Here is a 25,683-nt window from a genome sequence, read left to right on the forward strand (position 1 = left end):
CCGGCTCAGCCGGCGCTGGCGCCTTCCTTGCGATCTTCCGCGTAGATGATCAGCGGTTTGGCGTCGGTATTCGCCGCCTCTTCGTTCACCACGACCTCGTCCACGCCTTCCAGCGCCGGAAGGTCGAACATCGTGTCGAGCAGGATGTCCTCCATGATCGACCGAAGGCCGCGAGCGCCCGTCTTGCGCGCAATCGCCTTTTTCGAGATGGCCAGAAGCGCATCTTCGGTGAAGGTCAGCTTCGCGTCCTCGATTTCGAAGAGACGCTGGTACTGTTTCACCAGTGCATTCTTTGGCTGCGTCAGGATCGTGACCAGCGCGTCCTCGTCGAGATCTTCGAGTGTCGCTATGACAGGCAGACGCCCGACGAATTCAGGAATCAGGCCGAATTTCAGAAGGTCTTCCGGCTCCAGTTCCTGGAACACTTCGCCGACCTTGCGCGCCTCTTCATCTTTTACGTCAGCGCCAAAGCCAATCGCAGACCCTTTACCACGCTGCGCGATGATCCGGTCCAGACCGGCGAAGGCCCCGCCGCAGATGAACAGGATATTGGTCGTGTCCACCTGCAGGAACTCCTGCTGCGGATGTTTGCGACCGCCCTGCGGGGGCACCGAGGCCACGGTGCCTTCCATGATCTTCAGAAGCGCCTGCTGCACGCCCTCGCCCGACACATCACGGGTTATGGAGGGGTTGTCGGACTTGCGCGTGATCTTGTCGACCTCGTCGATGTAAACGATGCCGCGCTGCGCACGTTCGACATTGTATTCCGACGCCTGAAGAAGCTTCAGGATGATGTTTTCGACGTCTTCGCCCACATAGCCCGCTTCCGTGAGGGTCGTGGCGTCCGCCATAGTGAATGGGACATCCAGAATCCGCGCGAGCGTCTGGGCAAGGAGCGTCTTGCCGCAACCCGTTGGGCCGATCAGCATGATGTTCGATTTGGCCAACTCGATCTCGTCGCCATGTTTGGCAGCGTGATTGAGGCGTTTGTAGTGATTGTGAACAGCAACCGAGAGAACGCGCTTCGCGTGGGCCTGACCGATGACGTAATCGTCCAACACGTCGCAGATTTCCTGCGGCGTCGGCACACCATCGGTGGATTTGAGGCCGGAGCCCTTGGTTTCCTCACGGATGATATCCATGCACAGTTCGACGCACTCATCACAGATGAAGACCGTCGGACCTGCGATCAGCTTGCGGACCTCGTGCTGGCTCTTTCCACAGAAGGAGCAGTAGAGGGTGTTCTTGCTGTCGCTGCCGGAGGAATTGTTCGCCATATCGCCTTTCGGGGGCACCTGCCCCGCTCCTGTCTGCTCCGTCGGGAGCCCGAACCGTCCGTAATCTGCCCAAGCTTAGGGCAGGCACTCGGCCCCCGCAATGCGATTCTGGTCACGCTTGCGGGGGCGAATTTCTCTTATTCTTCCGCTTCGCCGCGCGACTCGAGGATGTCGTCGATCAGGCCCCAGTCCTTGGCCTGCCCCGGGTCCATGAAGTTGTCACGCTCCAGCGCATCCTGCACGGCTTTGAGTTTCTGGCCCGTGTGGTGGACGTAGATCTGGTTAAGCCGGTCCTTGAGCTTCTGGGTTTCCTGCGCATGGATCATGATGTCCGTCGCCTGCCCCTGATAGCCACCGGAAGGCTGGTGGACCATGATGCGCGAGTTGGGCAGCGAGAAGCGCATCCCCTTTGCACCGGCGGTGAGCAGCAGCGACCCCATCGAGGCCGCCTGCCCGATCACGAGGGTCGAAACCTTCGGCCGGATGTATTGCATCGTGTCGTAGATCGACAGCCCGCTTGTCACAACGCCGCCGGGGCTGTTGATGTACATGGCGATTTCCTTGGACGGGTTCTCCGCCTCTAGGAACAATAGCTGCGCGCAGATCAGCGAAGACATGCCGTCGTGCACCGGGCCGTTCAGGAAGATGATCCGTTCCTTGAGCAGCCGCGAGAAGATGTCATAGGCCCGTTCGCCCCGGCTCGTCTGCTCGACGACCATCGGAACGAGGGTATTCATATAGGTATCGATGGGATCTTTCATTGCGCCTGCCTCTGACTGTCAATCGGGCCGGACGGCCCGTCCCCAAGAGCCTAGTCATGGTTCCGGGGGGCTTCAAGAGGCCCTGCCCCATGCCGAAGGGCATGAGGCAAAAAGGTTAAGAAAGCTTTGCGATCAACTCGGCGCGAGGCCGCGAAGACGCTCGGACCGGCGGCGCAGAAGCTCCACCGTGGTAAGCAGCGCGATCGAGATCGCCACAAGGATCGTGGCCACCGCCAGGATGGTCGGGCTGATCTGTTCGCGCAGGCCGATGAACATCTGCCACGGCAGCGTCTTCTGCTGCGCCGAGCCGACGAAGAGCACCACGACCACCTCGTCGAACGAGGTGATGAAGGCGAAGAGGCCGCCCGAGATCACACCCGGCAGGATGAGCGGCATCTGAATGCGCAGAAATGTCGTGACCGGGTCCGCGCCCAGGTTGGCCGATGCCCGTGTGAGCGATCGGTCAAAGCCCACCAGCGTCGCGGTCACGGTGATAATGACGAAGGGGATGCCCAGAGCGGCATGGGCCAGCACGACACCTAGATAGGTGCCCTGAAGCCCCACGCGGGAATAGAAGAAATACATGCCCGCAGCCGAGATGATGAGCGGCACGATCATCGGGCTGATCAGGATCGCCATGATCGTCTGCCGGAACGGCACATGTGGCTGGCTGAGGCCGATCGCCGCCAGGGTCCCGAACCCCACGGCGAGTACCGTCGCCATCGGCGCGATCTTGAGAGAATTCCACATCGCGCTCTGCCAGTCGTCGGTGTTGAAGAAGTCGCGATAGTGCTTGAGCGAGTAGCCTTCCGGGTCGAGCGACAGCATCTCCGGCGTGAAGGTGAAGAAGTTCTCGGCGTTGAATGACAGCGGAATGATCGTGAGGATTGGTGCGATCAGGAAGAAGAAGATGACCCCGCAGATAAAGAGATAGGTGTTGTGCCAGAGGGTCTGACCTCCGGTGGCATAGATCGGCACGCCGTCGCGGTAGTGTCCGCGCCCGATCCAGTAGGCCGCCCAGCTGACGACGGCACCGACGATGGCCCCGGCGACCAGTCCGCCCCAGCGCGCCAGCAGAAAGCCAACCACGGCGGTGATCACGATGAGAGCCCAGCGACCCGCCGTGCGGTTCGGAACAAGGCTGTTGAGAATGAACCCCACCGCACCGCCATAGACGAGACCGATCAGAAAGCCGATCAGGCCATAGTCGCTCGTATTCCCCGTAAGGAAGCCGAAGAACCCACCCAACAAGGCAATCATGGGAACTGTGAAGCCCCACATCGGCGGCCTGCCGGTGTCCACGATAAGCTCGTTGTCTGCGCTTGCGTCCGTCATGGCTTACCCCAGCTTCACGTTGTCGATGCCCACGATCCGGTCATAGGCCCAGTAGAGGATGAGCACGGCGGCGAGCAGTATCGTGCCCAATGCTGCCGCGAGACCCCAGTTCAGGCTCGACGAGATGTGATAGGCGATGCGGTTCGAGATGAAGATCCCGCTTGTGCCCCCCACGAGGGCGGGCGTGATGTAGTAACCGATTGCGAGAATGAACACGAGGATCGACCCCGCGCCGATGCCCGGCACCGATTGCGGGAAATACACTCTCCAGAAGGCCACCCAGTTCGTCGCGCCAAGGCTCTTGGCTGCGCGCACGAAACTTGGGGGAATCGTCGCCATGACCGAATAGAGCGGCAGGATCATGAATGGCAGCAGGATATGCGTCATCGCGATAATCGTGCCCAACTGGTTGTTGATCATTACCAGCCTGCCCGCCTCGTTGATGAGGCCCGACCAGACCAACAGGTCGTTGATCACCCCCTGTTGCTGAAGGAGCACCTTCCACGCCGAGGTTCGCACGAGAAGCGAGGTCCAGAAGGGCAGGAGCACAAGGATCATCAGGAGCGACGACACCCGCATCGGAAGGCTCGACAGAAGATAGGCCACGGGATAGCCCAACACGATTGTGGCGAAGGTGATCGTCAGCGACATCCAGACCGTTCGCCAGAACAGCTTGATATAGATCGCCTGATCCTCGTCCTGCGCCTCCACCCCTTCCGGGTTAAGCTGCAGGTCGACGGCGGTCAGGAAGTAGCCCGGCGTATAGGTCGGCGAATAGACCTTGATGGTGCCGAGGATCGTGGGGTCGCCCCAATCCTCGTCGATATCGAGGAAGGTCTGCTTGTAGTCGACGCCTTCAAAGTCGGCGGCGGCCTCTTTCGCCGCCTGTAATTCCTCGGAGCCGAAGCCAGTATATCCGTCGACGGCCGCGTTCCCCGTGAGGTCGTGGTAGAGCATCGCGTGAACGAGCGGCCAGACGTTCTCGCCCACCGGGTTGTCCTCGTCCTCGACCTGCGTGAATTCGGCGAAGGTGCGATAGGCTTCCGCGGTCATGGGAAGGCGGTCTTCCATGCCCTCCTTCATCACGAAGTCCGGACCGGTGCCGTCCTCTGTCGTGCTCGCTTCAGCGAACCAGTCGGGGTCGCCCATGAGTTCGGCCCAGAAAACCTCTTCGGTCCAGTTCTCGTTCAGGTCGTCAAACTGATCCTCGTAGATTTCGGCGATATCCTCGACATCCCGACCGGTCTGGCGAAAGAGCGAAGAAATACCGGTGGTTTCGTAGTTCAGGCGTGAGCCGAGGCGGGTGTGGATCTTCTTCTCGGACGCGACGAACAGGTCGCGGAAAAGGGCGAAATACACCTCTTCACCCGGCGTCGGTTCCGCGTCGGCGTCCCAGTCGTCCATCGCGGCGACGGTGCGCGGGAGGGTTTCTTCGACGATGCGGTTTTCGACCGAGCGGAACAGCATGTCCGCAATCGGCGCGATAAAGGCGACGAGGATAAAGATCAAAAGCGGCGCGATGAGCATCAGGGCCCGCAGTTTCTGCCGGCGCAGCGCCCGGTTGAGGCTTGCCTTCAGGGGCCGCCCGTCGGCGGCCAGCATCGGGCCGGAAGTCTCGGTCGCGTCGCTCATGATCGTCGTCCTCGGTGCTTGGGTTGGGAAGGGCCCGAAGGCCCCTCCCGAGAGATGTCAGGTCAGATTACTGCGCGAGCCATGCCTGGAACTTGGCGTCCAGGTCGTCGCGGTAATCAGCCCACCATTCGTAGTTGTAGACGAACACGTTCTGGCTGTTCTCCGGAGCGGTCGGCATGTGCGGACCCATCGCGATCCCCAACTCGGCGTGGTCGCCCACGAGCGGAGCGGACGACTGACGCGCCGGACCGTAGGAAATGTAGGCGGCCTGATCGGCCAGACGCTGAGTATCCGTCGCGAAGAACAGGAAGTCCTTCACACGGGCCAGGCGGTCTTCCGGCAGGTCGGCCGGAATGATCCAGCCGTCGAGGTCGAACACCTGAGCGTCCCAGAGCATCTCGAACGGCTGATCCTGCTCTTCGATCGCCGAGAACCAGCGACCGTTATAGGACGAGCCCATCACGATCTCGCCGTCGGCGAGAAGCTGCGGCGGCTCGGCAGCGGCCGACCACCAGATGACATCGTCCTTGATCGTGTCGAGCTTTGCGAACGCCTGATCCTGGCCTTCTTCGGTCTCGAGCACGTCGTAAATGTCCTCCTTGGCAACGCCGTCACAGAGCAGCGCCCACTCCAGGTTGTTGATCGGGCGCTGTTCCAGCGCGCGCTTGCCCGGATAGGTCTCGGTGTCGAACATCGCGCAGATGGACTCCGGTGCCGGCGCGCCTTCCGGGAACAGGTCCGGGCGGTAAGCAGCGGTGGTGGAGTAGACGATCTGCGGGATGAAGCAATCGGAGACCAGAAGGTCGCCGAAGTCATCCTCTGCCGAGGTGCCGTCCGGCGCTTCGGCCAGCAGTTCCTCGGTGTCGATTTCCATCGCGAGGCCTTCGTCGCACAGACGGATGGCGTCCGAGGCCACGACGTCGACGAGATCCCAGGTGACGTTGCCCGCTTCGTTCATCGCGCGCAGCTTCGCCACGGCTTCGGCCGAGCTTTCGTCCCAGGTGATGGAAACGTCGGGATTCATCTCGAGATACGGCTCGACATACGCGTTCTGCTGGCTGGCCTGATAGGCACCGCCCCAGGACACGAGTGTCATGTCCATCGCCATGTCAGCGTGGCTCTCGGCCATGGCGAGCGTTCCAACGCCGGCCAGTGCGGAGCCCATGAGTAGGGTCTTGAGTTTCATTAACTTTCTCCCAGTCGTTCGCCCATTTCGGGTTTGCGGAGAGGCAGAGCCGGGCGTGCTCGCCCCCCATCCCACTCGCGCCCTACCGGCGCGAGGGTGTTCTGTTCAGGCATCGAGTGCGCGGCAGTCCTCGGGCAACCACCCGATTTCGATCTGCGTGCCGGGCTTCAGCTTTACCTGGTCCGGTGCATTCCGCGTCTTGATGACGAAGTCCTCGTTTCCGGCGACCTTCAGCCGCGTGCGGAAAATGTCGCCCATGTAGATGAACTCGAGCACCTCGGCCTTGATGGTATGCGCATCGTCGTGCATGCGCTCCTTGTTGTATTCGACCCGCTCTGGGCGGATCGAGACCTTGGTGCGCTGGCCGACTTCTCCCACGTTGATCGGCGTCGCGATAATCTCTTCGCCGTCGTCGAGGCGGACCATGCAGGTCTTGCCCCTGATCTCTTTGATCACACCTTCGAGCGTGTTGTTCTCGCCGATGAACTGGGCAACGAAGCTGTTCTTCGGCTCTTCGTACAGGATATCCGGCGGATCGAGCTGCTGGATACGGCCATCGTCGAACACAGCGACGCGGTCCGACATTGTCAGAGCCTCGGTCTGGTCGTGCGTAACGTAGACCGTGGTGATGCCGAGGTTGTGCGCCAAGCGCGTGATCTCGAACTGCATGTGCTCGCGCAGCTGCTTGTCGAGCGCGCCGAGCGGTTCGTCCATAAGCACGAGCTCGGGTTCAAACACCAGGGCGCGGGCGAGCGCGATCCGCTGTTGCTGACCGCCCGAAAGCTGAGCCGGTCGGCGGTTCAGGAAATCGCCCATCTGGACCATGTCCAACGCGCGTTTGACCTTCTCTTCGCGGTCCGACTTGGAAATCTTGCGCACTTCCAGAGGGAACGAGAGGTTCTCGCCCACTGTCATGTGCGGGAACAGCGCATAGTTCTGGAAGACCATGCCGATCCCGCGTTTATGCGGTGGAATGTTGTTGATCGGCTGACCGCCGAGCAGGATGTCCCCGTGCGTCGCGGTCTCGAAACCGGCGAGCATCATCAGGCAGGTGGTCTTGCCGGACCCTGACGGGCCGAGCATGGTCAGAAATTCACCTCTGCCGATGGACAAGTTCAGATCCTTCACGACGAGGATCTCGCCATCGTAGGATTTCTGAACGCGATCAAAGACGACGAAACCGTCGTTTTCCGGTTGGCTGGCCAAAAGACCCCCTTACATCCCTGTTGGTATTTGTTGTTTTTTGCTTTTGTCCAAAGCAACACGATTGAATGACGGATTTCAACAGGCTTCTGCCAGACAAATGAGCGTTTGATCAAATACGAAGCAAAAGCCGGGGAAAACGACACATTCTTTCGCGCAAACGCACGGGTTTTTGGCAATGTTGGTAACACAATACACGCGGAGGCCGGAATCGCGTTGAATTTGTTGTGAGAGTCGGCCCGATGTCACTGGTTCCAAGGGGTGGCGCCTATGGCACCAATCGAATGCGGGGCGAGTGGCGCCCTATTGCGGAATGGTTTCGCGATAGAGGTAGTTGGCCCCGTCCCAATACCACCTCTCATAATACGTGCGATCACGACGGTTCTGCGCGAGCAGCAGGTTCGGCCACGCGCCTATGGGACGCTTCCGGTCAATGTAAATCCTCGGGGGCCGCTCGACAGGGTCGAAAACCACCCAGTCGCGTCCCGGGGGCTGGACGAGCAGGTACCGCGCGAAGTTGCTGTCACTCAGTTCCGGCGACGGTCCGACGAGAGCGTCGATGAACCACCAGCGGTCCACCCGCACGTCAACGGCGCGCTGCACATCCGGCTCAGGTGCCCCTTCCAACCCGAACAGCGCGTCCAGACGTTCATCCAGCGCCGAACGCGCCGCGGCCACGGCACCTTCGTTTGATGTCCCATTGAGCAGGACGAAGCGATCCGGGGCGATTTCGGGCGTGGCGAGCCGTTGCAGGTCCGGGCAATTCGCCAGAACGGCACCAAGGGCCCGCGAGGAGCCGTCCAGCGTGATCCCCAGGCGGCGCTCTTGCTTGTCGGCCCGCACGGTCGCGGAGCCACGCTCACCGCGTCGCAGATCACGCAACAGCGTGTCGTCGAGCCGGGGAACATAGACCGCGAGGTAAGTATCGGGAAGGCCCGCGCGCGCCGAGAGTGTCAGATAGCCGGCCAACTCCCCGTCGACGCGAAGATCGAGTTCCACTTCCAACAAGTTGTCGAAAGACAGACCGTCCACGACACCGCGCGCAAGCAGTTCCCATCGTTGCTCATCGGGCTGACACACGAAAGAGAGGCACAAAGTCCCATCCGCATCTTCCCATGCGCAATACTGCGCGGCGAGCCGACTACGGCTTTCCTCAAGTGTCCATTCCGTTGAAGCTGACGCGTCCACTGCAACCACTTGTCGGGACCCCAGGTCGAAGGACTGGCAATCCTGGGGTGCAGCCTCGCCGATAGAAGACAGCCGGATGTCCCCCGTATCGAAAAGGATCGTCGCGCCGGACGCAGCGGCCGCAACTTGCAAGACATCGTCGTGCTCAGAGGTGTCGCGGCAGTCATTGCAGAAACGCCATTCAGGCACCTGCGAAAACGTGTCGGATACTGCAAGGTCCTCCCGCATCCCGAGCGAAATTTGCGGCGCACCGCAAACCTCCGCGCGCGGCGCAGACCTGACCTGTTGCGCGAGCGCGGGGTCCGTGCACAGCAACACAATCAGGAATGCGGCACTTCGAAACATTGTCTATCCGAACGACGACCGGGGCACTTTGGGTCCACAGTCACGCCAATTGGCGTCTGACTCAAGCCAGCCGGTCGAGCATATCCAGGCAGGCTTCGAGCTGATCCAGGGCGACGAACTCGTCTGGTTTATGGGCCTGTGCGATGGAGCCCGGTCCGCAAACGACGACGTCGCATCCAAGCGACTGGAAGAGTCCCGCCTCGGTCGCGAACGGCACCACCCCGGCCGTGTTGGCACCCGTGAGCGCCTGGACCAGGTCGCGTGCAGCATTGGTCGGCATCGGCTCGAACCCCGCCACCTCTCCGATCACCTCGGTGACGATTCCCGCTTTCGGCTCAATCGACTGCATCTCGGGGATAAGAACGTCGCGGGCATATGTCCCGATTTCGTCTTTCACGAAATCCATGTCTTCCGCGACCACAGGGCGGAACTCCCATTCCACCTCCGCCTTGCCGCAAATCACGTTATGCGCGACGCCCCCGTGGACACCGCCGATATTGAGCGTGGTCCAGGGCGGCTCGAACGCACTGTCGGCCGGCGCACGCGCCTTCAGTGCCTCGCGGATTTCCAGAAGGCGCGAGACGTAGCGCACCGCGTATTCCGCCGCGTTGACCCCCTGCCCCGGGTCCGATCCGTGCCCCTCCAACCCGGTGAAGCGCGTGGTGTATTCGCAGCAACCCTTGTGCCCTTCAATCACCCGCATCTCCGTCGGCTCTCCGATGATCGCCATGGCAGGACGGATACCCCGCGCCGAGAGAGTCTCGATCAGATCGGCGGCCCCGAGGCAGCCGACCTCCTCATCATGGGTGAAGGCGAAATGGATCGGACGGGTCAATTCGCGCCCGGCGTAATACGGCGCCATCGCCAGGGCGCATGCGATGAACCCCTTCATGTCGCAGGAGCCGCGCCCGTAAAGCAGCCCGTCGGCCTCGCGCATCTCGAACGGGTCCGTCGTCCAGTCTTGCTCGGCCACCGGGACGACGTCCGAGTGCCCCGACAAAACGATGCCCCCGTCGCCTTCGGGGCCGATCGTGGCAAAAAGGTTGGCCTTGGTGCCGTCCGCGTTGGTCAGCACCTCAACCCGCGCCCAGTGGCGCTCGAGGTAATCCGCGATCCAGTGGATCAGGTCGAGATTGCTGTCCGACGAGACAGTCGGATAGGCGATCAGGGTGGCGAGGATGTCGCGGGCGGTATCTATACGGCTCATGACGCGTTTCTGCCACGCCCGTGCGCCCTTGCCCAGTGGTCGCGACCGACCGGAGCGTGCTGCCGCCGGCTCATCGACGCGGCGGAGCTAGTTCCCCGCCGCACGCGCCTCGACCAAGGTGCCATCACTGACCCGGTCGCTCGGATGGGTGATAACGGTGTCGCCCGCCTCAAGTCCGCTCCGTAGTTCGGCGACATCTGCATTGCGCCTGCCGATCTCAACCGGTGTCAGCCGCGCCGCGCCCTCCTCGACCGTGAAAACCGCCCAGTCATCGCCCTCACGAAAAAGCGCCGAGATCGGCACCTGAAGCGCATTGTCTGCGGACCATTCGACAATGCGCGCATAGACGCGGAAATTATGCCCGAGCGGCGGTACTTCGGTGTCCTGCGCGAAATCCAGCACGACTCGTACGCGTTGCTCCTCGATCCCCAATGCCGAGACCTTGGTGAACGCCGCGGGCTCGATCTCACGCACGCGAGCCTCAAGGGCACCGTCGCCGCCCCAACGTTCGATATGCGCGGGGACGCCGGTGGCGAGGCGCACGGCATCAGTCGACAAAAGCTCCACCACGATCTCGAGGTCGTCGGTCGGTCCGATGGAAACCAGAGCCGTTCCTGCCGTGACGGGCCGGGCCGAGCGCGACGTAACCGACAGCACCGTGCCTGAAACCGGCGCGCGCAGATCGACGCAGCAGCCGCCTTCGTCAACCTCCTGTCGTTCTCCGGGCTGGGTAAGAACTGCGCGGGCCGCAGATACTTCGCTCTCGCGCATGTCGGCGGTCGCGTGGGCGCTGTCGAGGGTGGCCGATGCGATGTCCACGGCCGTCTCGGCCTGTTCGAGTTGGGCGTCCGGCGCGGTGCCGCGCTCATGCAGATCGAACACACGGTTAAGCTGACGCTGCGCGTTGTTCAAATCGGCCTCGGCCACCCTGATCTGGGTCCGCGAGAGCGCCAGCGCCGCCTGCGCCTGTGCCACCGCCGCCTCGGCCTGCTTGCGTGCTCGTTCGTCGAGGAAGGCAAGCTCGCCCGGTTCGATCCGTGCAATCACCGTCTCGCCTGCTACGACGCTATCACCCACGGTGACGGGGGACCGCTGGACGGTGCCGGAAACGGGGGCCGCGACCTCATAGACGTCACGAACGCGGGTCGTGCCGTCGGCGTTCACGGTGACCTCCATCGGGCCGGAGGCGACGTCGGCTATGTCCACGGGGACCACTTCGGGCTGCATAGACACCCAGACCGCCCCGCCGATGGCGGCCACGGCCACCGCGCCGATCACGATGTTTCTCAGTTTCATGGGGTCACTCCCTTGTTTTCATCACGGCGACGAGGTCCATGCGGTCGATCCGGCGCCGCACGATGAGCGCGGAGACGATGGTCGCCCCCGCCACGACGCCCGCCGCGCGCCAATAGGTCTTTTCGGTCACGATGAGCGGCAGCGCGTAAAGGTCGGATTCAAAGCTCAGCACCATTCCGGCAGCCATCCCGTAGCCCATCAGAAGCCCGATAGGGATCGCCACCAGCGTGAGGATGAAGAGCTCACCCAGAAGGATGTAGCTCACCTCGCCGCGGGTGAAGCCGAGGATGCGCAGACTGGCAAGTTCGCGGGCGCGCTCGGAGAGCTGAATTCGCGCCGAATTGTAGACCACGCCGATGGCGATGAGAGCAGCCATAAAGGTATAGACCGTCATGGTGATCCCCGCACTTTCCGCGATGGTCTCGTCGAACCCTTTTCGCACCTCGGACATATAGGTGATGCCGGAAATCGCCGGGCTCGCCTTCACCGCGGCGAAGAGCGCCTCGCGCTCAGCCTGGTCGATGTCCACGTTGGCGAGGCTGAGGCGCGGTGCGTGGCCAAGGATGCTGCTCGCGGTTTCGAGGTCCATATATGCCGAGAGGCCAAAGAACTGCGCCACCGTCCCGGTGACGGGGACACGGTAACGCCGGTCGCCTTCCTGAAGAAACTCAACTTCGAGGATATCGCCCACACCCACGTCGAGATGCCCGGCCAGCCGTTTCGCCAGTACGATGCCGTGCTCGGGAGACACTTCCACCCTGTCGTCACCGTCGAAAACGCGCACGAGGTCGTTGCCGGGTCGCGAGGCCTCGATCCCGATCGTGCGAGTCAGGTGGCCGTGGTGCAGCCGAACGGGAATCGACAGACTGCCTTCGGCCTTCATGACGCCGGGCAGGTTCGCGACCGCATCCAGCACGGCTTCGGGCCGTTCGACCGCGAATTCCAGGATCGCGTCCTGCCGGTTGGCTTGCACGAAGGCCACGTCCAGCAGCTCGTCGAAACTGTCGAACATGAACAACCCTGCGACGATGATCGCGCCCGATATGGAAATGCCGAGGCTCGTGAGCGCCGCGCGCAGCGGCCAGCGGCCAATGGCGCGCAGGATCATCATTGTAGGCTGCTGGGGGCGCAGTACGCGGATCAGCCGGTCGAACAGGCCCCGGCGGAACCGCGTGGGCGCGGGCGGCGACATGGCCACGGCGGGCGACAGACCAACCACCCGGCGCACCGCCATCATCGCCCCGATGAGCGCCGCGAAGAGGCCCGCCGACGCGCTGATGACATAAACGCTCGGGCGCTGAACGAAGACGAGATAGGGGAAGTGGAAATATTCCACATAGACCGATGCCATCGCCTGAGACGCGGCCAGCCCCATGAGCCAGCCAATCAGAACCCCGATCGCGCCGATCCCTAGGGAGAGCTTGAGGTAATGCGCCGCGATTTCGCCCGTTGAATAGCCCAGCGCCTTGAGCAGTCCGATCTGCTCGCGCTCCAGCTGGATCAGCCGCCCCAGCACCATGTTCACGAGGAAGGCGCTCACCACGAGGAAGATCGGCGGCACGATCCGGGCCATCACGTCGAGCTGCTCCAGCTCGCCATCGAGGAACGCGTTGGACACCTGCTGATCGCGGGCGTAGGAGCCGGTGCCGCCATAGGGCTTTAGCAGTCGCTCAAGCTCGTCGCGCACCGGGGCGAGGTCAGTGCCCCGCGTGACCGAAAGCGTGACCGAGTTGAACGCGCCGGAGAGGCCGAAGGCGGCGGCCAGAACATCTTCAGCCATCCACAGGATACCGAAGCGTTCATCGTCGGGCATGATCGAGCCGGGGCCGATGGTATAAATGAACTCCGGCGACAACACGACGCCGGTGATGCGAACATCGCGTTTCTGGCCGTTGAGCGTGACCGAGAACCCGTCGCCCGGACCATAATCATGGGCGATCGCGAAGGCTTCGTTCACCACCACCTCGTCGCGCCGCCCGAACTCAGGCAGTCGCCCTTCCTTGACGATCAGGGCATTCATCTCTGGCGCGCCGGAGCCCGGGATCGACAGGATCTGCGCCATGGCCGGGTCCGCCATGTCCGGCAGATCGAGCACGGCATACTGGTTGATACGCGCCTCGACCCGCGCAACGCCGGGGATCGCCGCGATCTCTCCCACCAGCGATTTCGGCGCGCGGGCGGCGGACGACCAGACGTCGGCAAACCGCGCCCGGTCGTAAAACGTATCGCGTGTCTCGGTCAGACTGCGCTGCGTGCCGAAGGCCATGACCATGATCATCACGCCCACCGACAGAACGGCAGCAATGGCGAGCGCCTGCGCCCAAAGTCGCCGGATGTCGCGAACCAGCTTCTTGTCGAGCGCCCGCATGATCACCAAACGATCTCGGCGGGCGCGATCCGGGTGTCGTTGGTCACGACCTCGGCGATACCCCCGTCGGCAAAGTGAACGACTCGATGGGCCATCGCACGAATGCCCGCGTTATGGGTGATGACGATGGTGGAGGTGCCCATCTCGGCATTGATACGCTCCAGCGCGTCGAGCACCTGAACGCCCGTCTTGGAATCGAGCGCCCCGGTCGGCTCGTCGCACAGCAGCACTTCGGGCCGTTTGGCGATGGCGCGGGCGATGGCGACGCGTTGTTGCTCGCCGCCCGACATTTCCGCGGGGAAGTGGTCCAGCCGGTGAGTCAGCCCGACACGCTCCAGCGCCTCTTCGGGCTTCATGGGGTCGCGCGCGATCTCGGTCACGAGCGCCACGTTCTCACGCGCCGTAAGACTCGGCACGAGATTGTAGAACTGGAACACGAAACCGACGTGATCGCGCCGGTACCGCGTGAGCTCCCGCTCGCTCATCGCGGTCAGTTCCTTGTCGCGAAACCACGCCTGCCCCGCGGTCGCGTGGTCGAGGCCGCCGAGAATGTTCAGAAGGGTGGATTTGCCGGAACCGGAGGCACCGAGCAATACGGTGAACTCTCCCGCATATAGCTCCGCGTCCACGCCCCGAAGCGCATGCACGTCCACCTCGCCGGTCGTATAGACCTTGGTGATTCCCTTGGTGTGAAAAACACTGTTCATCGCGTCCGCCATGGTCCCACTCTAACGATGTAGTGCGCCAAGACCTTGATCTGGTTCAATAGGCATCCGGACGCGCATCATTTCGGGAGGCGCGGCGCCACCCCTCGAACGTGCCCAGCCAAACGGGGCTCAGGGCAAACAGACCCTTGTCGCATTGTGCGAGCCAGAAACGACGCCACTTGCTCGGGTGATCGCCGTGGATCGCGACGAACGCATGGATCGCGGTAACGAAGGCGCGGTCGGCGTGAGCGCCGTGCAGTACGGCGCCGGCTGGGCGAAACGGCATCTGGGCGCCGCTGGCGGCCAGGTCGCGCTCGGCCGCGTGAATGGCAGGGCCCAAGTCATGGCGCACATGCGCCCGCACGCCAAGGGACACGAGCATTATGTGTAACGACATCGGGGCCCGCATCGTGATCCGGCGCGCGAGCCGGTGATACTTCCGCCACGGGCGTGGCACATCCGCCATCGGGGCGTCTCGGCAGGCCAACACGCCCGTTTGGTAGGCTTCATAAAACCGCAATATGGCCCAGTAGGCGAGATCTGGCGCCTCGACCTCATCGAGCGCGGCGAGCCAGCAAAGAGTGGTGCATCGGTACAACCGCGCAAAAAGAACATGCACCTGTGCGCCGGGTTTATCAGGCATGGCCGCGAACCTGTCGAAAACCTGTTCGAGCGAGACGGCGACACTTCCGGCAAGGTCCCGGACATCCGTCGCCATGTCTTTCATGCCCCGGCACTCCCGCCGAAACCCATGCCTTTGATGTCAGTCCCTGTCATCTGTCCGGCCGAAGCCTTTCATCCTCTCCCGCGTTTCGCGGTCGATCACGCCCCGCGATCACAGTAGCGCGAGTCACGGCTTTCGCAAAATGTCCCGTCAGATAAAATGCAGCTTTGGGTCCGAGCCTCGCTCCGCGCGACAGTCGGCGCCACCGATCTGACCTGCGTACAATTGGGCCCCGCCAAGCAGACCACCCTACCGCAACTTCCCCTCAAACCTGCCCGAAAGCAGCACATTCGCGGCACCTTCCACGGGCGTGTACTGCCCACCCTCGCGCTCAACCCGCGTAAGGTCGAGGGACAGTTCGAGAGAGAGCGTGCCGGTCTCGTCATAGGAAAAGCTTTCCAGCCGAGCCGTCCCGTTCTCGGCGCGCGCGCGCAGCGGTCGTTTGCGACCCTGATCATCCATCAGCCGCGCTTCGGTGATTTCATAAGCCTCCCCGTCGGGCGAAACCGGGCCGACCGACAGCGTCATTGTCGGCCGCGAAAGCTGGCCCTGCGCATCCACGTTACGTGCCATGATCGCAAGACCGGGCTTTCCGAAGACACTGATGAGGTTGAGGCCGGAATGATCGTATTCCGCGTCATAAACAGCCACCAGCCTCACCGGTTCGCCCGCCAGTTTCCCCTCGAATGTGCCCAATTTCGTATACTGCGGCGCGAGGTCCTGCGCCTTCGCCTGCTGCGACAGAATGATGGCGCAGCCGAGCGCAGCGAGATATCCTGGCACCCGGTGCATTCTTGCCACCTGATGCCGCGTTGCCCGGCCCGGCATCATTCTACCGGCCCCAGAACCACGTCGAAGCTGCCTTCGATCTCCATCGGGTCTGACAGGTCGATATCGCGGCCGAAGTTGTCACTGGGTCCCATGCGGGACTGGAAACGACCCGATACGCTCAACTTCTCGCCAGAAACCGACACGCTGTCGACCATCACGGCAAGGCCGCCTTCGTCGTCGTCCGCCCCCGCGAACAACCGCGTCGTTTCGCCGTCGCTCACGGTCCGGAAATTGATCTCGCCACGCTCCGCTTTGCCTGCAGCCAAGCTGAAACCAAGCGAGAAGGTCTTGAAAATGCCGTCCTCGCCGGCCGGCTGCGCATAGATGTTGACGCTGCCGAAACTCTCCGACCCGGACCAGTCGCTCTGACTGGCCCAGAGCGAATAGGCGTAATCCTCCCCATTGATCGTCAGCGTGAGATCGCCACCCTCCTCGGCCTGCGCGGCCAGTCCGATCGTGGCGGTGGCAAGGGCAATGAAAACGGTTCGGAACATGACAATCTCTCCTTGATTTGAAACAGCTTTTTCGTGCGTAACATGTTTCAAGAGAGCTCGAATATTGGGGCCCGCCGGACCGGATGGTCGGCAAGACTTTGCTGACATCGGGACCGGGGGCGGGAAGCGCTGCTGTCAGCTCTTCGCCTTGCCTTTTGCCGCCCAGATCGCACCACGCCGGATCATTTCGGTGACCTGCGGCACCTTCAGGTCGTCCAGTTCGTGCCCGATAGAGCAATAGAAAACCCGGCCCTTGTCCCAGCGTCGGGTCCATGTGACCGGCATCACGGTGCCTTCGATCCACCAAAGGTGGTCGCCCGAAAAGGTCGTCGTCGCGAGCACGTGGTTCGACGGGTCGGTCAGCATGTAATACTGCTCCGACGTGATGCGGAAGCTGCGGATGCCCTCGACCAGCGGATGGTCGGGCTGACAGATCGTCACGTCGTAGTCGATGTAATCCTCCTTCGGCTGGAGGTTGTCCGGCCACCCCGGCGGGTGCGCCACGAACTGCCCCCCGATGAGGAAATGATAGGTCGGCCGGTCGCGGAACGCGTCGCCCATGTGCCCGTGCCACCCGGCCAACCCGCAGCCGTCGCCCACGAGCTTCAAGAGTCCGTCCTCCTGGACCTTGGTCATGTTGCCGAATTCCTCCTGGTGGCCCGAGCGGGCCGATGACCAGATCGGAGTGATGAGGTCCAGATCGGCAAGATCGCCGGGGCGTTCCAGCGGATCAAGTGTATCGTAAACGTCCACCGAAAACCCGTTGTCCTCGAGCAGCGCCTTGTACCAGTCCGAGAAATGCGTCGGTGTGTGTCCTTCCCAACCCCCGACGAACAGTGCGGCCTTCATGACGACTCCTTTCGTGTGAAATTAAGGATCGAGGCCATGTCCCGCGCGCCATACCCGTCATCCTCCGCTTTCTTCAGAACGTCGAGCGTCACCGCCCCCTGACGCATCGGCGTGCCCAGGCTGGCGGCGAGCGCCGCCGTGATCTCCATGTCCTTGCGCGCAAGGGACACGGTGAAGGTCACCTCATGGGCCGCTTCATCAAGGTAAAGCGGGCGGCGGTAGGAGATCATCGGCGCCGCGGCCGCGCTGTTCTCGATCACATCGAAAGCCGCCTCCGGCGCGATCCCCGCCGCTTCGGCGAGCGTCATGGCCTCGGACAAGGCCTGATTGATCCCGTGGATGAGCGAATTGACCGCCAGCTTCATCACCGTGCCGCCGCCGGTATGCCCGAGAAAGATCGTCGCCCGGCCCATTGCATCGAAAAGCGGCTGAACCTGAGCGGCCTCAGCCTCCGTGCAGCCAGCCATGATGAGGAGTTTTGCCTGTGCAGCCGCCTGTGTCGCACCGGACACCGGTGCGTCTATCACGCGGCACCCTTCCGGCGCCGACCGTGCGAGCGCCGCGATATGGTCCGGCGACATGGTTCCCATCTCCACGAAGACCCCGGCACCGGCAGCCGCGAACAGCCCGTCTTCGCCCATGTGCACGGCCATCGAAGATGAATCATCGGCCAGCATCGTGACGACCGCCTCGCAGCCCTCCGCCATTTTCCGGGGCGTCGAGGCCACCACGCAACCAGTCTCCGCCGCCAAAGCCTGCGCCTTGTCGGCAGACCGGTTCCAGACGGTGACATCGTGGCCCGCGGCGACAAGATTGGCGGCCATGCGCGCGCCCATCCGCCCGAGCCCCGCGAACCCGACTTTCATGTCAGGCGACCTTGTCCGCGCCGATCCCGGAAATGGCCTGGATGAGGCTGTCCTCAGTTACTTCTTCCGCCGTGAACTCGCGCATCACCCTGCCCGAGAACATCGCGACGATCCGGTCAGAGACGTGGAGCACCTCGGGCATTTCCGAGCTGATGACGATCACCGCGTACCCCTGCGAGGCCAACTCGCGGATCAGGTTGTGGATCTCGGACTTCGACCCGACGTCGATCCCGCGTGTGGGTTCGTCCACAATCAGCACCTCGGGACGCATCGAAAGCCACTTGCCGATCACGATCTTCTGTTGGTTCCCGCCCGACAGATTGCCGACCGTCTGACGCCAGCCCGGCGTGCGGATATCGAGCTTGTCACGGTACTGGTCGAAAATCGCCACCTCGGCCCCGTCGCTGACGAAAGGTCCGGCGGTCAGGTCCGAGACCTGCGGCAATGTCATATTGTCCCGGCAGTTCATCCCGAGGATGAGTCCCTGCCCCTTGCGGTCCTCGGGGACGAGCGAGATGCCCCGCTTGATCGCATCTGCCGGTGAGTTGATCGTGACCTCCTCGCCGCCCAGATGGATCGTGCCCGAGGACGGCTCGCGCAGGCCGAAAAGCGTCTCGGCGATCTCGGTGCGCCCCGCGCCCACAAGTCCGTAGAAGCCGACCACCTCGCCCCGGCGCACCGTGAAGCTCACGTCCGAGAAAAGGTCACCGCAACTCAATGAGCGGACCTCAAGCGCCACTTCGCCCATCTCGTGCGTCACCGCGTTGCGCGACAGGTCCAGCGTGCGCCCGATCATGAGATGCGTGACCTCTTCTTCGTTGGTCTCTGCCGTGTTCAGCGTTCCACGGTATTGCCCATCGCGCAGGACGCTGATCCGGTCGGTGATCTTGAAGATCTCCTCCATGCGGTGCGAGATGTAGATCACCCCGACGCCGCGCGATTGCAGGTCCGAGATGACCTCGAACAGAACCACCTTTTCGGCATCGGTGAGCGAGGCGGTCGGCTCGTCGAAAATCACCGCACGCGGCTCGACGGTGAGCGCCCGGGCAATCTCGACCATCTGCTGGTTCGCGATGGACAGATCGCCCACCCGCTTGCGGGCATCGAAGCCGACATTGAGGGTTTTAAGGATCGCATCAGTCTCGTCATAAAGCTTGGTCCAATCGACGCGCCCGAAGCTCTTCTTCGGCAGTTCTCCGAGCCAGATGTTCTCGGCCACCGAGAGTTCGTCGGCGAGGCTGAGTTCCTGGTGAATGAACACCACGCCCTTGGCCTTTGCATTCATCGGCGAGGACATGATGGTCGGCTGTTCCTCGATGAAAATCTGGCCCTCGTTCGGGGCGAGGATGCCGCCCAGCACCTTCATGAGGGTGGATTTGCCTGCACCGTTCTCGCCCATAAGTGCGTGGACCTCTCCGGGCATGACCGTAAAGGACACGCCGTCCAGCGCGCGCACGCCGGGGAATGTCTTGACGATACCTTCAAGGCGCAGGGCCGGTGTCTGATCGGTCATGTGCGAAGCTCCTCTTTGCCCTTGCGGTTCAACTGCCGGTCAAGAAACAGGACGGCGATCAGGATCAGACCGATGACAAGGTTCACCGTCTCGGTATCCGCTCCGATATGGCCCAGCCCCTTGCGCAAAAGCTGGATCGCGATGACCCCGCCCAGCGTCGAGATGATCGAGCCATAGCCACCGGAAAGCTTCGTGCCGCCCAGCACCACCGCGGTGATCGCCCAGAGCTCGTACAGCATGCCATCATTCGGGTTCACCGAGCCGCTTTCCGAGTAGAAGACGACTGCGGACAATGCGGCGAGGAAGCCGATCAGCATGAAGTTCCACAGGAAATGCGGCCCCACCCGGATGCCTGCGTTCACCGCCGCATCCCTGTTGTTCCCGATGGCGTAGGCGTTACGCCCATGCACCGTGCGGGTCATGAGGAGCCACAACAGCAGACCCGCGCCCAAAAGGAACCATGTCGCCGTGTGCAGGCCGAGAAATTGCGCCTCGGCAAAGTCCACCAACGTCCAGTTGAGATGGCTCGTCGGCTGCTCGCCGTTGTACATGAAGACAAGGCCGCGGTAGCCCAGCATCGACCCCAGCGTGACGATGAAGGCATCGACACCCGTCTTCCACACAATGAGGCCGTTGATCGCGCCGAGGATCACGCCGGTCGCGAGTGCGAAGAGCCAGGCCAGCGGAATGGCCCAGTTGCCCAGCGCCTGCATGAACGGCCAGGTCATGCTGTCCAGCAACACGATCGCCGCCAAGGCGAAGGTCGCGCCGACACTCAGGTCGATGTTGCCGTTGATCATGATGATCGTCATGCCCAGCGCGATGATCCCGATGGGGGCCGACTGCTTGAGCAAAAGCAGCATGTTGTCGAAATCCATGAAGGCCGAGTCCGTGACCGACAGGAATTCGCCCGCGATGGAGAAGAACGCCAGCTCCACCACGATAAAGGCCCAGATGGCGCCCTGCTTGATGAGGTTGGCACGGGTCGTGTTGTTCATCGTCGCTCTCCTCAGGCAATCCGCGACCACAGGCCGCCCCGCTTGGCTGCGATGTCCAGCCAGACCGCGAGAATGATGATGATCCACGTCACGACGTATTGTGCGTAAAAGGCGAGACCGAGCAGCAGCAGGCCGTTCTGGATGAACCCCAGGATCAGCACGCCGATCACGGTCTTGAAGATCGTGCCGGCCCCACCCAGAAGCGACGCGCCGCCAAGGATGACGGCGGCCAGCACTTCAAGTTCCATACCCTGCCCGACCGTGTTCTGGCTGCCCATCGAACGGCTCGCCTGGATCAACCCGGCGGTGGCCACGCAAAAGGACGACATCAGGTAGGTCATGAACACAACCCGTGCGCGCGGGATGCCCGAGAACGTGGCCGCTACGCCATTGCCGCCGACCGCATAGACTTTGCGCCCAAACGGGGTGCGCGACAGGATGATGCTGAGGATGATCGCGAGAGCCGCGAACATTAGGATCGGCATGGGAACACCCGCGATACCGCCCTGACCGAACACCGCGAACCAGGTGCCCTCCTTGTCGGCGATGTCCATGTTCTTGCCGCCGGAATAGGTCAGCGTCAGGCCGTGGATCGCCGAGAGCATCCCCAGCGTGACGATCAGCGAGTTGAGTTTGAGATAGCCCACGAGGATGCCGATGAACGCGCCCAGCGCCATCGTCATCAAGAACATCGAAGGAATGGCGAGCGTCGGCCCGATCTTGTCGTGCAGGTCGAGCACGACGATGGTCGAGAACGACATCATCGACCCGACTGACAGGTCGAGGTTACCGCCGATCACCACGAAAGTGACGCCCAGCGCCATGACGCCCAGAATGGCTGACGACCGGATCACGCCGAACACGTTGTCGATGTCGATGAACCGCGGATTGGCCACCGCGAAGGCGATCATGAAGACCGCAAAAGCGACAAGAATGCCCTGTCGCGCAAGGAACCCTCCCAGTCCCTTCCTCGTCAATTCAGCCATGTTTCCCTCCCTATGGCCGGCACGTCACACCAGTGTCATGCCTCCGTCGATCATTACGATCTGTCCTGTCATGTAGTCGCTGTCGCGCGCCGCAAGGAACGAGGTCGTCCCGGTCACGTCCGCCGGTGTCGCGACACGTCCCTTGAGGATTTCCGCGGAAAACTCTTCCATTGCCTGCCCGGGTCGGTCGGCCGCCCCGATGTTCATCAGGTCCTGGTCGACCTGCTCCCACATCTCGGTGGCGACGACGCCCGGCGCAAAGCCCGTCACGGTGATCCCGTGCTTGGCGAGGTCGCGCGCGCCGGATTGTGTAAGCGATACGACCGCCCATTTGCTCGCGCAGTAGGGGGCGACGTTGTCGAAACCCTGCCGGCTTGCGATCGAGGCGGTGTTGATGATCTTCCCGGCCATGCCGGACCCGTCCGGGCCTTGTTCGATCATTTGGCGCGCAGCTTCCTGCATACCGATCATGCAGCCCAAGCCGTTGACGCCCATCACGAAATTCCAGTTGTCTTCGGTCACGTCGAGAAAGTTCATCGGCTTGTTCACGCCCGCATTGTTGAACTTGACGTCGAGGCGGCCGAACCGCTCGACGGTATGGGCAATCATGGCGCGCACCTGGTCGCGCTGCGTGACGTCGACCGCCGCGTGGGTCACCCTGGCCCCTGCCGTTGCTGCGCGTTCGGCGTTGGCATCGGCGACCTCGCCGGCCTTGGCCCCGTTGATATCGGCGAAACACACGTTGGCACCCTCGTCGAGCAGCGCTTCCCCGATGGCGCGCCCGATTCCCTGGGCTGCGCCGGTGACAATGCAGGACCGTCCAGCGACACGAGCCATGTCCGCCCCCTTCCCGATACGTTACGAAGTAAAAACAAAGTTGGATGCGCGAAGCCCGGAAGGCCCCGCGCATCCGGGAGGAGATCAGAAGACGGGCTTGGTGAACTCGTCCATATTGTCCTGGGTGATCTTCGGCGTGTCGAAGTAGTTGAGGAACGGAACGTCCTCACCGTCGAGCACGTCGATCGCGGTCTGAAGCGCGGCTTCCGCGTCATCGACCGGGGACTGGTAGATCGAGCCCCAGTATTCGCCACGGCCCATCGCCTCGTAGCCCACCGCGAAGTTGGTGGCGCCGACGAAGGTGATACCTTCGGCACGACCGGCGGCAAGAGCCGCGTTCAGCGCGCCGACGCCCATGTTGTCGTCACCGGAATAGACACCGTCGATATCGTCGTATTTGACGAGGAAGGCCTCCATCACCTGCTGCGATTTCTCGCGGTTCCAGTCGCCGGGCTGGGTTTCGACCAGCGTGACGTCCGGGCAGACTTCCGGCAGCCGCTCTTCGAAGCCCTGGGCGCGTTCGATGGCGGTTGTGTAGCCGGGCTGGCCCGAGATTTGCACGACTTGTGCTTCGGACTCGATCCCGAGATCCTTGAACCGGTCGCACATGATCTCTGCCGAGCGCGAACCCTGCGTGATGTTGTCCGGGCCGGAGAAGGACGCCACGAAGTCGAAGCCCTGCTCGGCGATGTTGGAGTTGGTCACGATCACCGGAATTTCGGCCTGTGAAGCCTTACGCACCGCCGGGATGACCGCTTCGCCGTTCGTCGGCCAAATGATGATCGCATCCACTTCCTGTTGGATCAGGTCTTCCATCTGAGCGATCTGACGGGCGACATCGCCGCCGGCGTCGAGCACGACAACATCGACGTTGTCGTTGGCCTCAGCTGCGGCGATGAACGCTTGTTCGTATGTGGTCTGGTAGCTGTCGACGCCCACGTTGTTCTGCGTGATGCCGATCGTGTAGGTCGAGTGCGCCTCGCCAAAGGCTGCTGTGCCGAACATGGCCGTGGTGGCAGCCAGCGCGAGCTTGGTGGAAATCTTCATCTAAGTCGTCCTCCCAAAGTTACGTTGTCATGATTGCGGCTGTCCTCCCAGCCCGGACCCATTCGGCCTCGTTGCAATCTGTGACTATCCAGCGCGATTCTCGGCCCCGGCGGATGGCCCTATTTTATCCATTATGGATAATATACTATCCGTTTCGGATACATTCTGCGTATTTGCACCTTATCAAACTGGACACTTTGGAAGGCACGGACATGAGCGACTCGCGTCGACCCCCTGGCAACCCGGCAACCATGAGCGAAATGCACCACGAACCTGCAAAAAATATCCATTCTGGGAAAGGCGCTCCGGTGGCGTCACCGGCCAGCCATCCGGAAGTCCTGCAGGTGGTGAGCTTTCTTCAGGAAATCCTGGGCGAAATCGACACCGGCCTCGACCCGAGCACGCCGAACCCACATCTCAACATGATCCTGCATTTGCTCGACAGCCATTTCGAGGGGCGCGTCGTTTCGCCATCCGCGATGGTGGCCGCCTCCGGCGTTCCCTATGCCACCGGCACCCGCAAGCTGGCCGAGCTGACCGAAGCCGGGTTCATCGAACAACGTCCGCGCACGAAGTCCGGCAAGACCATGTCGCTCCACCCGAGCGCCAAGCTCTTTCAGGTGTTCAACCAGTTGGCCGAACGCGTCGACCGAGTCGCGCAGGGGGCCTATGGCGGAACCCAGCGGACTGACGCGGCCCGCGACTATTACTTCGGCGGTTCGTACCAGTCCGGCCAGGCCATGATCCCTCCGCCCCGCGCCCTAACTCAGGCGCTCAAGCTGCCGGGCGGTCTGCGCATCCTCGTGCATGGCGACCCGACTTTCATGGTCATGGAGAACCTGAAGCGGCAATTTGAACAGATCGTCGGCACCGACATCAATCAGCGTGCCTTCTCGATCGACCGCCTGCGCGAAGAAGCATTGCGAAACGCGAGCCGCAACAAGAGCCGCTATGACCTGATTGCCGTCGATCTGCCGTGGTTGGGTGAATTCGTGGAAAAGGGCGTGATACGCGCCCTGCCCGACATCATGGACCTCGACCGGCTGGAGCCCAGCGACTTTCACACCGCGGGCTGGAAAGCGACCCATTGGGACGGGGTTCCCTACGGCGTGCCGAGCCAGACCACCCCGGAGCTCATGTTCTACCGCAAGGACTGGTTCGCCGAGGCCGGGTTCGAACCGCCGCGCACAACGCAGGACGTCATCGACGCGGCGCGCCACTTCCACAATCCACAGTCCGGGCGCTACGGCGTCGCATGGAACGGCGCGCGCGGTACGGCCCTTGGCCACACCTTCATCATGACCTGCGCCGATTTCGGCCAGCCGATCATCGACCTGCCCCGGATCGCCGGGGGCTACGATGCCGACCACCTCGCAGGGCGCGACTTCCGCCCGATGTTCGACAGCGACCGCGCGCTCGCTGCGGCCGAGTATCTGCTGGAACTGATGCAGTATTCGCCGCCCGATATCCTTTCGATGTCGTGGTACGAACGGGTCCGGCCCTTTGCCAACGGCACGGTCGCGATGGCCTATGGCTACACCCTTCTGGCACCGTATTTCGAACTGGACGCGACCTGCGCGGCCAACGGCAACACCGGCTACTTGCCCCACCCGCACGGCCCCGAGGGGGTGCCGATCGCCCCTGTCGGCGGCTATGCGCTCTGCATTCCGGCCAACATCGCCGAGGAACGCCTGTCGGACGCGGTCGAAGCGCTGGTCGCTTTCACCTCCCCCGCCGCGCAGAAACTCTACGCGCAGGAGGGCAGCCGAACCGCACCGCGATACTCGGTCGGCGCGGACCCAGAAGTGCGCCGCCTGTCGGAGATTTTCGAACTGGTGGACGAGATGTCGTGGCGCGACGAACTCCAGTTCTGGCCGCGCCCGCCCATACCGCAGATCTCCGACATCATCGCGACCTGCGGAAACGAGCTGCACGACATGTTGCGCGGCCTCGTGAGCCCGAAAGACGCGCTCGCCAAGGCGCAGCAAGAAGCTGAACGACGACTAAGAACATCGGTCACCTAGGGAGGACAC

Annotated in this window: 22 protein-coding genes; 1 reads left to right on the plus strand and 21 read right to left on the minus strand. The window is 62.6% G+C overall.

The window, feature by feature from the left end; translation table 11 throughout:
- Positions 1-5: 5 nt before the first annotated feature.
- The 21 genes from clpX to B2585_RS18485 form a co-directional block, all read right to left on the minus strand.
- Positions 6-1,277, minus strand: coding sequence for an ATP-dependent Clp protease ATP-binding subunit ClpX (gene clpX / locus B2585_RS18385; RefSeq protein ID WP_292025665.1), 1,272 nt, complete (start codon positions 1,275-1,277; stop codon positions 6-8).
- A 137-nt stretch (positions 1,278-1,414) separates the two neighbouring features.
- Positions 1,415-2,038, minus strand: coding sequence for an ATP-dependent Clp protease proteolytic subunit (locus B2585_RS18390; protein WP_292025392.1), 624 nt, complete (start codon positions 2,036-2,038; stop codon positions 1,415-1,417).
- A gap of 132 nt (positions 2,039-2,170) precedes the next feature.
- A complete protein-coding gene (locus tag B2585_RS18395; RefSeq protein ID WP_414674070.1) occupies positions 2,171-3,373 on the minus strand; it encodes an ABC transporter permease in 1,203 nt (400 codons plus the stop codon).
- Between the two features lie 3 nt (positions 3,374-3,376).
- The gene (locus tag B2585_RS18400; RefSeq protein ID WP_292025393.1) at positions 3,377-5,005 is read right to left on the minus strand and encodes an ABC transporter permease; all 1,629 of its coding nucleotides are present in this window, start codon (positions 5,003-5,005) and stop codon (positions 3,377-3,379) included.
- A gap of 67 nt (positions 5,006-5,072) precedes the next feature.
- Positions 5,073-6,191, minus strand: coding sequence for an extracellular solute-binding protein (locus B2585_RS18405; protein WP_292025394.1), 1,119 nt, complete (start codon positions 6,189-6,191; stop codon positions 5,073-5,075).
- A gap of 105 nt (positions 6,192-6,296) precedes the next feature.
- On the minus strand, positions 6,297-7,397 hold the full coding sequence (locus B2585_RS18410) for an ABC transporter ATP-binding protein (protein WP_292025395.1): 1,101 nt from the start codon (positions 7,395-7,397) through the stop codon (positions 6,297-6,299).
- 300 nt (positions 7,398-7,697) lie between these two features.
- On the minus strand, positions 7,698-8,927 hold the full coding sequence (locus B2585_RS18415) for a hypothetical protein (RefSeq protein ID WP_292025396.1): 1,230 nt from the start codon (positions 8,925-8,927) through the stop codon (positions 7,698-7,700).
- A gap of 61 nt (positions 8,928-8,988) precedes the next feature.
- Positions 8,989-10,134: an acetylornithine deacetylase gene (gene argE, locus B2585_RS18420; protein WP_292025397.1), complete on the minus strand. Its 1,146-nt coding sequence runs from the start codon at positions 10,132-10,134 to the stop codon at positions 8,989-8,991.
- An 87-nt stretch (positions 10,135-10,221) separates the two neighbouring features.
- Positions 10,222-11,430: an efflux RND transporter periplasmic adaptor subunit gene (locus B2585_RS18425; RefSeq protein WP_292025398.1), complete on the minus strand. Its 1,209-nt coding sequence runs from the start codon at positions 11,428-11,430 to the stop codon at positions 10,222-10,224.
- Between the two features lie 4 nt (positions 11,431-11,434).
- Positions 11,435-13,798, minus strand: a complete 2,364-nt coding sequence (locus tag B2585_RS18430; RefSeq protein WP_292025399.1) for an ABC transporter permease — start codon at positions 13,796-13,798, stop codon at positions 11,435-11,437.
- Positions 13,799-13,800: 2 nt separating this feature from the next.
- On the minus strand, positions 13,801-14,517 hold the full coding sequence (locus B2585_RS18435) for an ABC transporter ATP-binding protein (RefSeq protein WP_292025400.1): 717 nt from the start codon (positions 14,515-14,517) through the stop codon (positions 13,801-13,803).
- Between the two features lie 43 nt (positions 14,518-14,560).
- Entirely contained in the window at positions 14,561-15,232 is a 672-nt protein-coding gene (locus B2585_RS18440; RefSeq protein WP_292025401.1) for a DUF5995 family protein, read from the minus strand.
- Positions 15,233-15,478: 246 nt separating this feature from the next.
- On the minus strand, positions 15,479-16,021 hold the full coding sequence (locus B2585_RS18445) for a hypothetical protein (RefSeq protein WP_292025402.1): 543 nt from the start codon (positions 16,019-16,021) through the stop codon (positions 15,479-15,481).
- Between the two features lie 35 nt (positions 16,022-16,056).
- Positions 16,057-16,554, minus strand: a complete 498-nt coding sequence (locus B2585_RS18450) for a hypothetical protein (RefSeq protein ID WP_292025403.1) — start codon at positions 16,552-16,554, stop codon at positions 16,057-16,059.
- A 135-nt stretch (positions 16,555-16,689) separates the two neighbouring features.
- On the minus strand, positions 16,690-17,403 hold the full coding sequence (locus B2585_RS18455) for a ThuA domain-containing protein (RefSeq protein ID WP_292025404.1): 714 nt from the start codon (positions 17,401-17,403) through the stop codon (positions 16,690-16,692).
- Entirely contained in the window at positions 17,400-18,269 is an 870-nt protein-coding gene (locus B2585_RS18460) for an NAD(P)-dependent oxidoreductase (protein WP_292025405.1), read from the minus strand. The genes B2585_RS18455 and B2585_RS18460 overlap by 4 nt, the downstream gene beginning before the upstream one ends.
- A gap of 1 nt (position 18,270) precedes the next feature.
- Entirely contained in the window at positions 18,271-19,782 is a 1,512-nt protein-coding gene (locus B2585_RS18465; protein WP_292025406.1) for a sugar ABC transporter ATP-binding protein, read from the minus strand.
- Positions 19,779-20,780 (minus strand): ABC transporter permease, encoded by a 1,002-nt coding sequence (locus B2585_RS18470; protein WP_292025407.1) that lies wholly within the window; start codon positions 20,778-20,780, stop codon positions 19,779-19,781. Before B2585_RS18470 ends, B2585_RS18465 begins: the two co-directional genes overlap by 4 nt.
- Before the next feature lie 11 nt (positions 20,781-20,791).
- Complete coding sequence (locus B2585_RS18475) at positions 20,792-21,766, minus strand: ABC transporter permease (RefSeq protein ID WP_292025408.1); 975 nt, start codon at positions 21,764-21,766, stop codon at positions 20,792-20,794.
- Positions 21,767-21,790: 24 nt separating this feature from the next.
- Positions 21,791-22,603, minus strand: a complete 813-nt coding sequence (locus B2585_RS18480) for an SDR family NAD(P)-dependent oxidoreductase (RefSeq protein WP_292025409.1) — start codon at positions 22,601-22,603, stop codon at positions 21,791-21,793.
- Between the two features lie 84 nt (positions 22,604-22,687).
- Positions 22,688-23,650 carry a sugar ABC transporter substrate-binding protein gene (locus B2585_RS18485; protein WP_292025410.1) on the minus strand — a complete coding sequence of 321 codons (963 nt, stop codon included), beginning with the start codon at positions 23,648-23,650 and terminating at the stop codon, positions 22,688-22,690.
- A gap of 260 nt (positions 23,651-23,910) precedes the next feature.
- Here B2585_RS18485 and B2585_RS18490 point away from each other — a divergent pair, with 260 nt between their 5' ends.
- Positions 23,911-25,674: an extracellular solute-binding protein gene (locus tag B2585_RS18490; protein WP_414674074.1), complete on the plus strand. Its 1,764-nt coding sequence runs from the start codon at positions 23,911-23,913 to the stop codon at positions 25,672-25,674.
- The last annotated feature ends 9 nt before the right edge of the window (positions 25,675-25,683 follow it).

The organism is Maritimibacter sp. UBA3975 (assembly GCF_002384975.1).
Classification (GTDB): domain Bacteria; phylum Pseudomonadota; class Alphaproteobacteria; order Rhodobacterales; family Rhodobacteraceae; genus Maritimibacter.

Excerpts from the sequence above, each read along its gene's own strand:
- clpX (WP_292025665.1), bottom strand. The coding sequence starts at position 1,277 with ATGGCGAACAATTCCTCCGGCAGCGACAGCAAGAACACCCTCTACTGC.
- B2585_RS18390 (WP_292025392.1), bottom strand. The coding sequence starts at position 2,038 with ATGAAAGATCCCATCGATACCTATATGAATACCCTCGTTCCGATGGTC.
- B2585_RS18395 (WP_414674070.1), bottom strand. The coding sequence starts at position 3,373 with ATGACGGACGCAAGCGCAGACAACGAGCTTATCGTGGACACCGGCAGG.
- B2585_RS18400 (WP_292025393.1), bottom strand. The coding sequence starts at position 5,005 with ATGAGCGACGCGACCGAGACTTCCGGCCCGATGCTGGCCGCCGACGGG.
- B2585_RS18405 (WP_292025394.1), bottom strand. The coding sequence starts at position 6,191 with ATGAAACTCAAGACCCTACTCATGGGCTCCGCACTGGCCGGCGTTGGA.
- B2585_RS18415 (WP_292025396.1), bottom strand. The coding sequence starts at position 8,927 with ATGTTTCGAAGTGCCGCATTCCTGATTGTGTTGCTGTGCACGGACCCC.
- argE (WP_292025397.1), bottom strand. The coding sequence starts at position 10,134 with ATGAGCCGTATAGATACCGCCCGCGACATCCTCGCCACCCTGATCGCC.
- B2585_RS18425 (WP_292025398.1), bottom strand. The coding sequence starts at position 11,430 with ATGAAACTGAGAAACATCGTGATCGGCGCGGTGGCCGTGGCCGCCATC.
- B2585_RS18430 (WP_292025399.1), bottom strand. The coding sequence starts at position 13,798 with ATGCGGGCGCTCGACAAGAAGCTGGTTCGCGACATCCGGCGACTTTGG.
- B2585_RS18435 (WP_292025400.1), bottom strand. The coding sequence starts at position 14,517 with ATGGCGGACGCGATGAACAGTGTTTTTCACACCAAGGGAATCACCAAG.
- B2585_RS18440 (WP_292025401.1), bottom strand. The coding sequence starts at position 15,232 with ATGAAAGACATGGCGACGGATGTCCGGGACCTTGCCGGAAGTGTCGCC.
- B2585_RS18445 (WP_292025402.1), bottom strand. The coding sequence starts at position 16,021 with ATGCACCGGGTGCCAGGATATCTCGCTGCGCTCGGCTGCGCCATCATT.
- B2585_RS18450 (WP_292025403.1), bottom strand. The coding sequence starts at position 16,554 with ATGTTCCGAACCGTTTTCATTGCCCTTGCCACCGCCACGATCGGACTG.
- B2585_RS18455 (WP_292025404.1), bottom strand. The coding sequence starts at position 17,403 with ATGAAGGCCGCACTGTTCGTCGGGGGTTGGGAAGGACACACACCGACG.
- B2585_RS18460 (WP_292025405.1), bottom strand. The coding sequence starts at position 18,269 with ATGAAAGTCGGGTTCGCGGGGCTCGGGCGGATGGGCGCGCGCATGGCC.
- B2585_RS18465 (WP_292025406.1), bottom strand. The coding sequence starts at position 19,782 with ATGACCGATCAGACACCGGCCCTGCGCCTTGAAGGTATCGTCAAGACA.
- B2585_RS18470 (WP_292025407.1), bottom strand. The coding sequence starts at position 20,780 with ATGAACAACACGACCCGTGCCAACCTCATCAAGCAGGGCGCCATCTGG.
- B2585_RS18475 (WP_292025408.1), bottom strand. The coding sequence starts at position 21,766 with ATGGCTGAATTGACGAGGAAGGGACTGGGAGGGTTCCTTGCGCGACAG.
- B2585_RS18480 (WP_292025409.1), bottom strand. The coding sequence starts at position 22,603 with ATGGCTCGTGTCGCTGGACGGTCCTGCATTGTCACCGGCGCAGCCCAG.
- B2585_RS18485 (WP_292025410.1), bottom strand. The coding sequence starts at position 23,650 with ATGAAGATTTCCACCAAGCTCGCGCTGGCTGCCACCACGGCCATGTTC.
- B2585_RS18490 (WP_414674074.1), top strand. The coding sequence starts at position 23,911 with ATGCACCACGAACCTGCAAAAAATATCCATTCTGGGAAAGGCGCTCCG.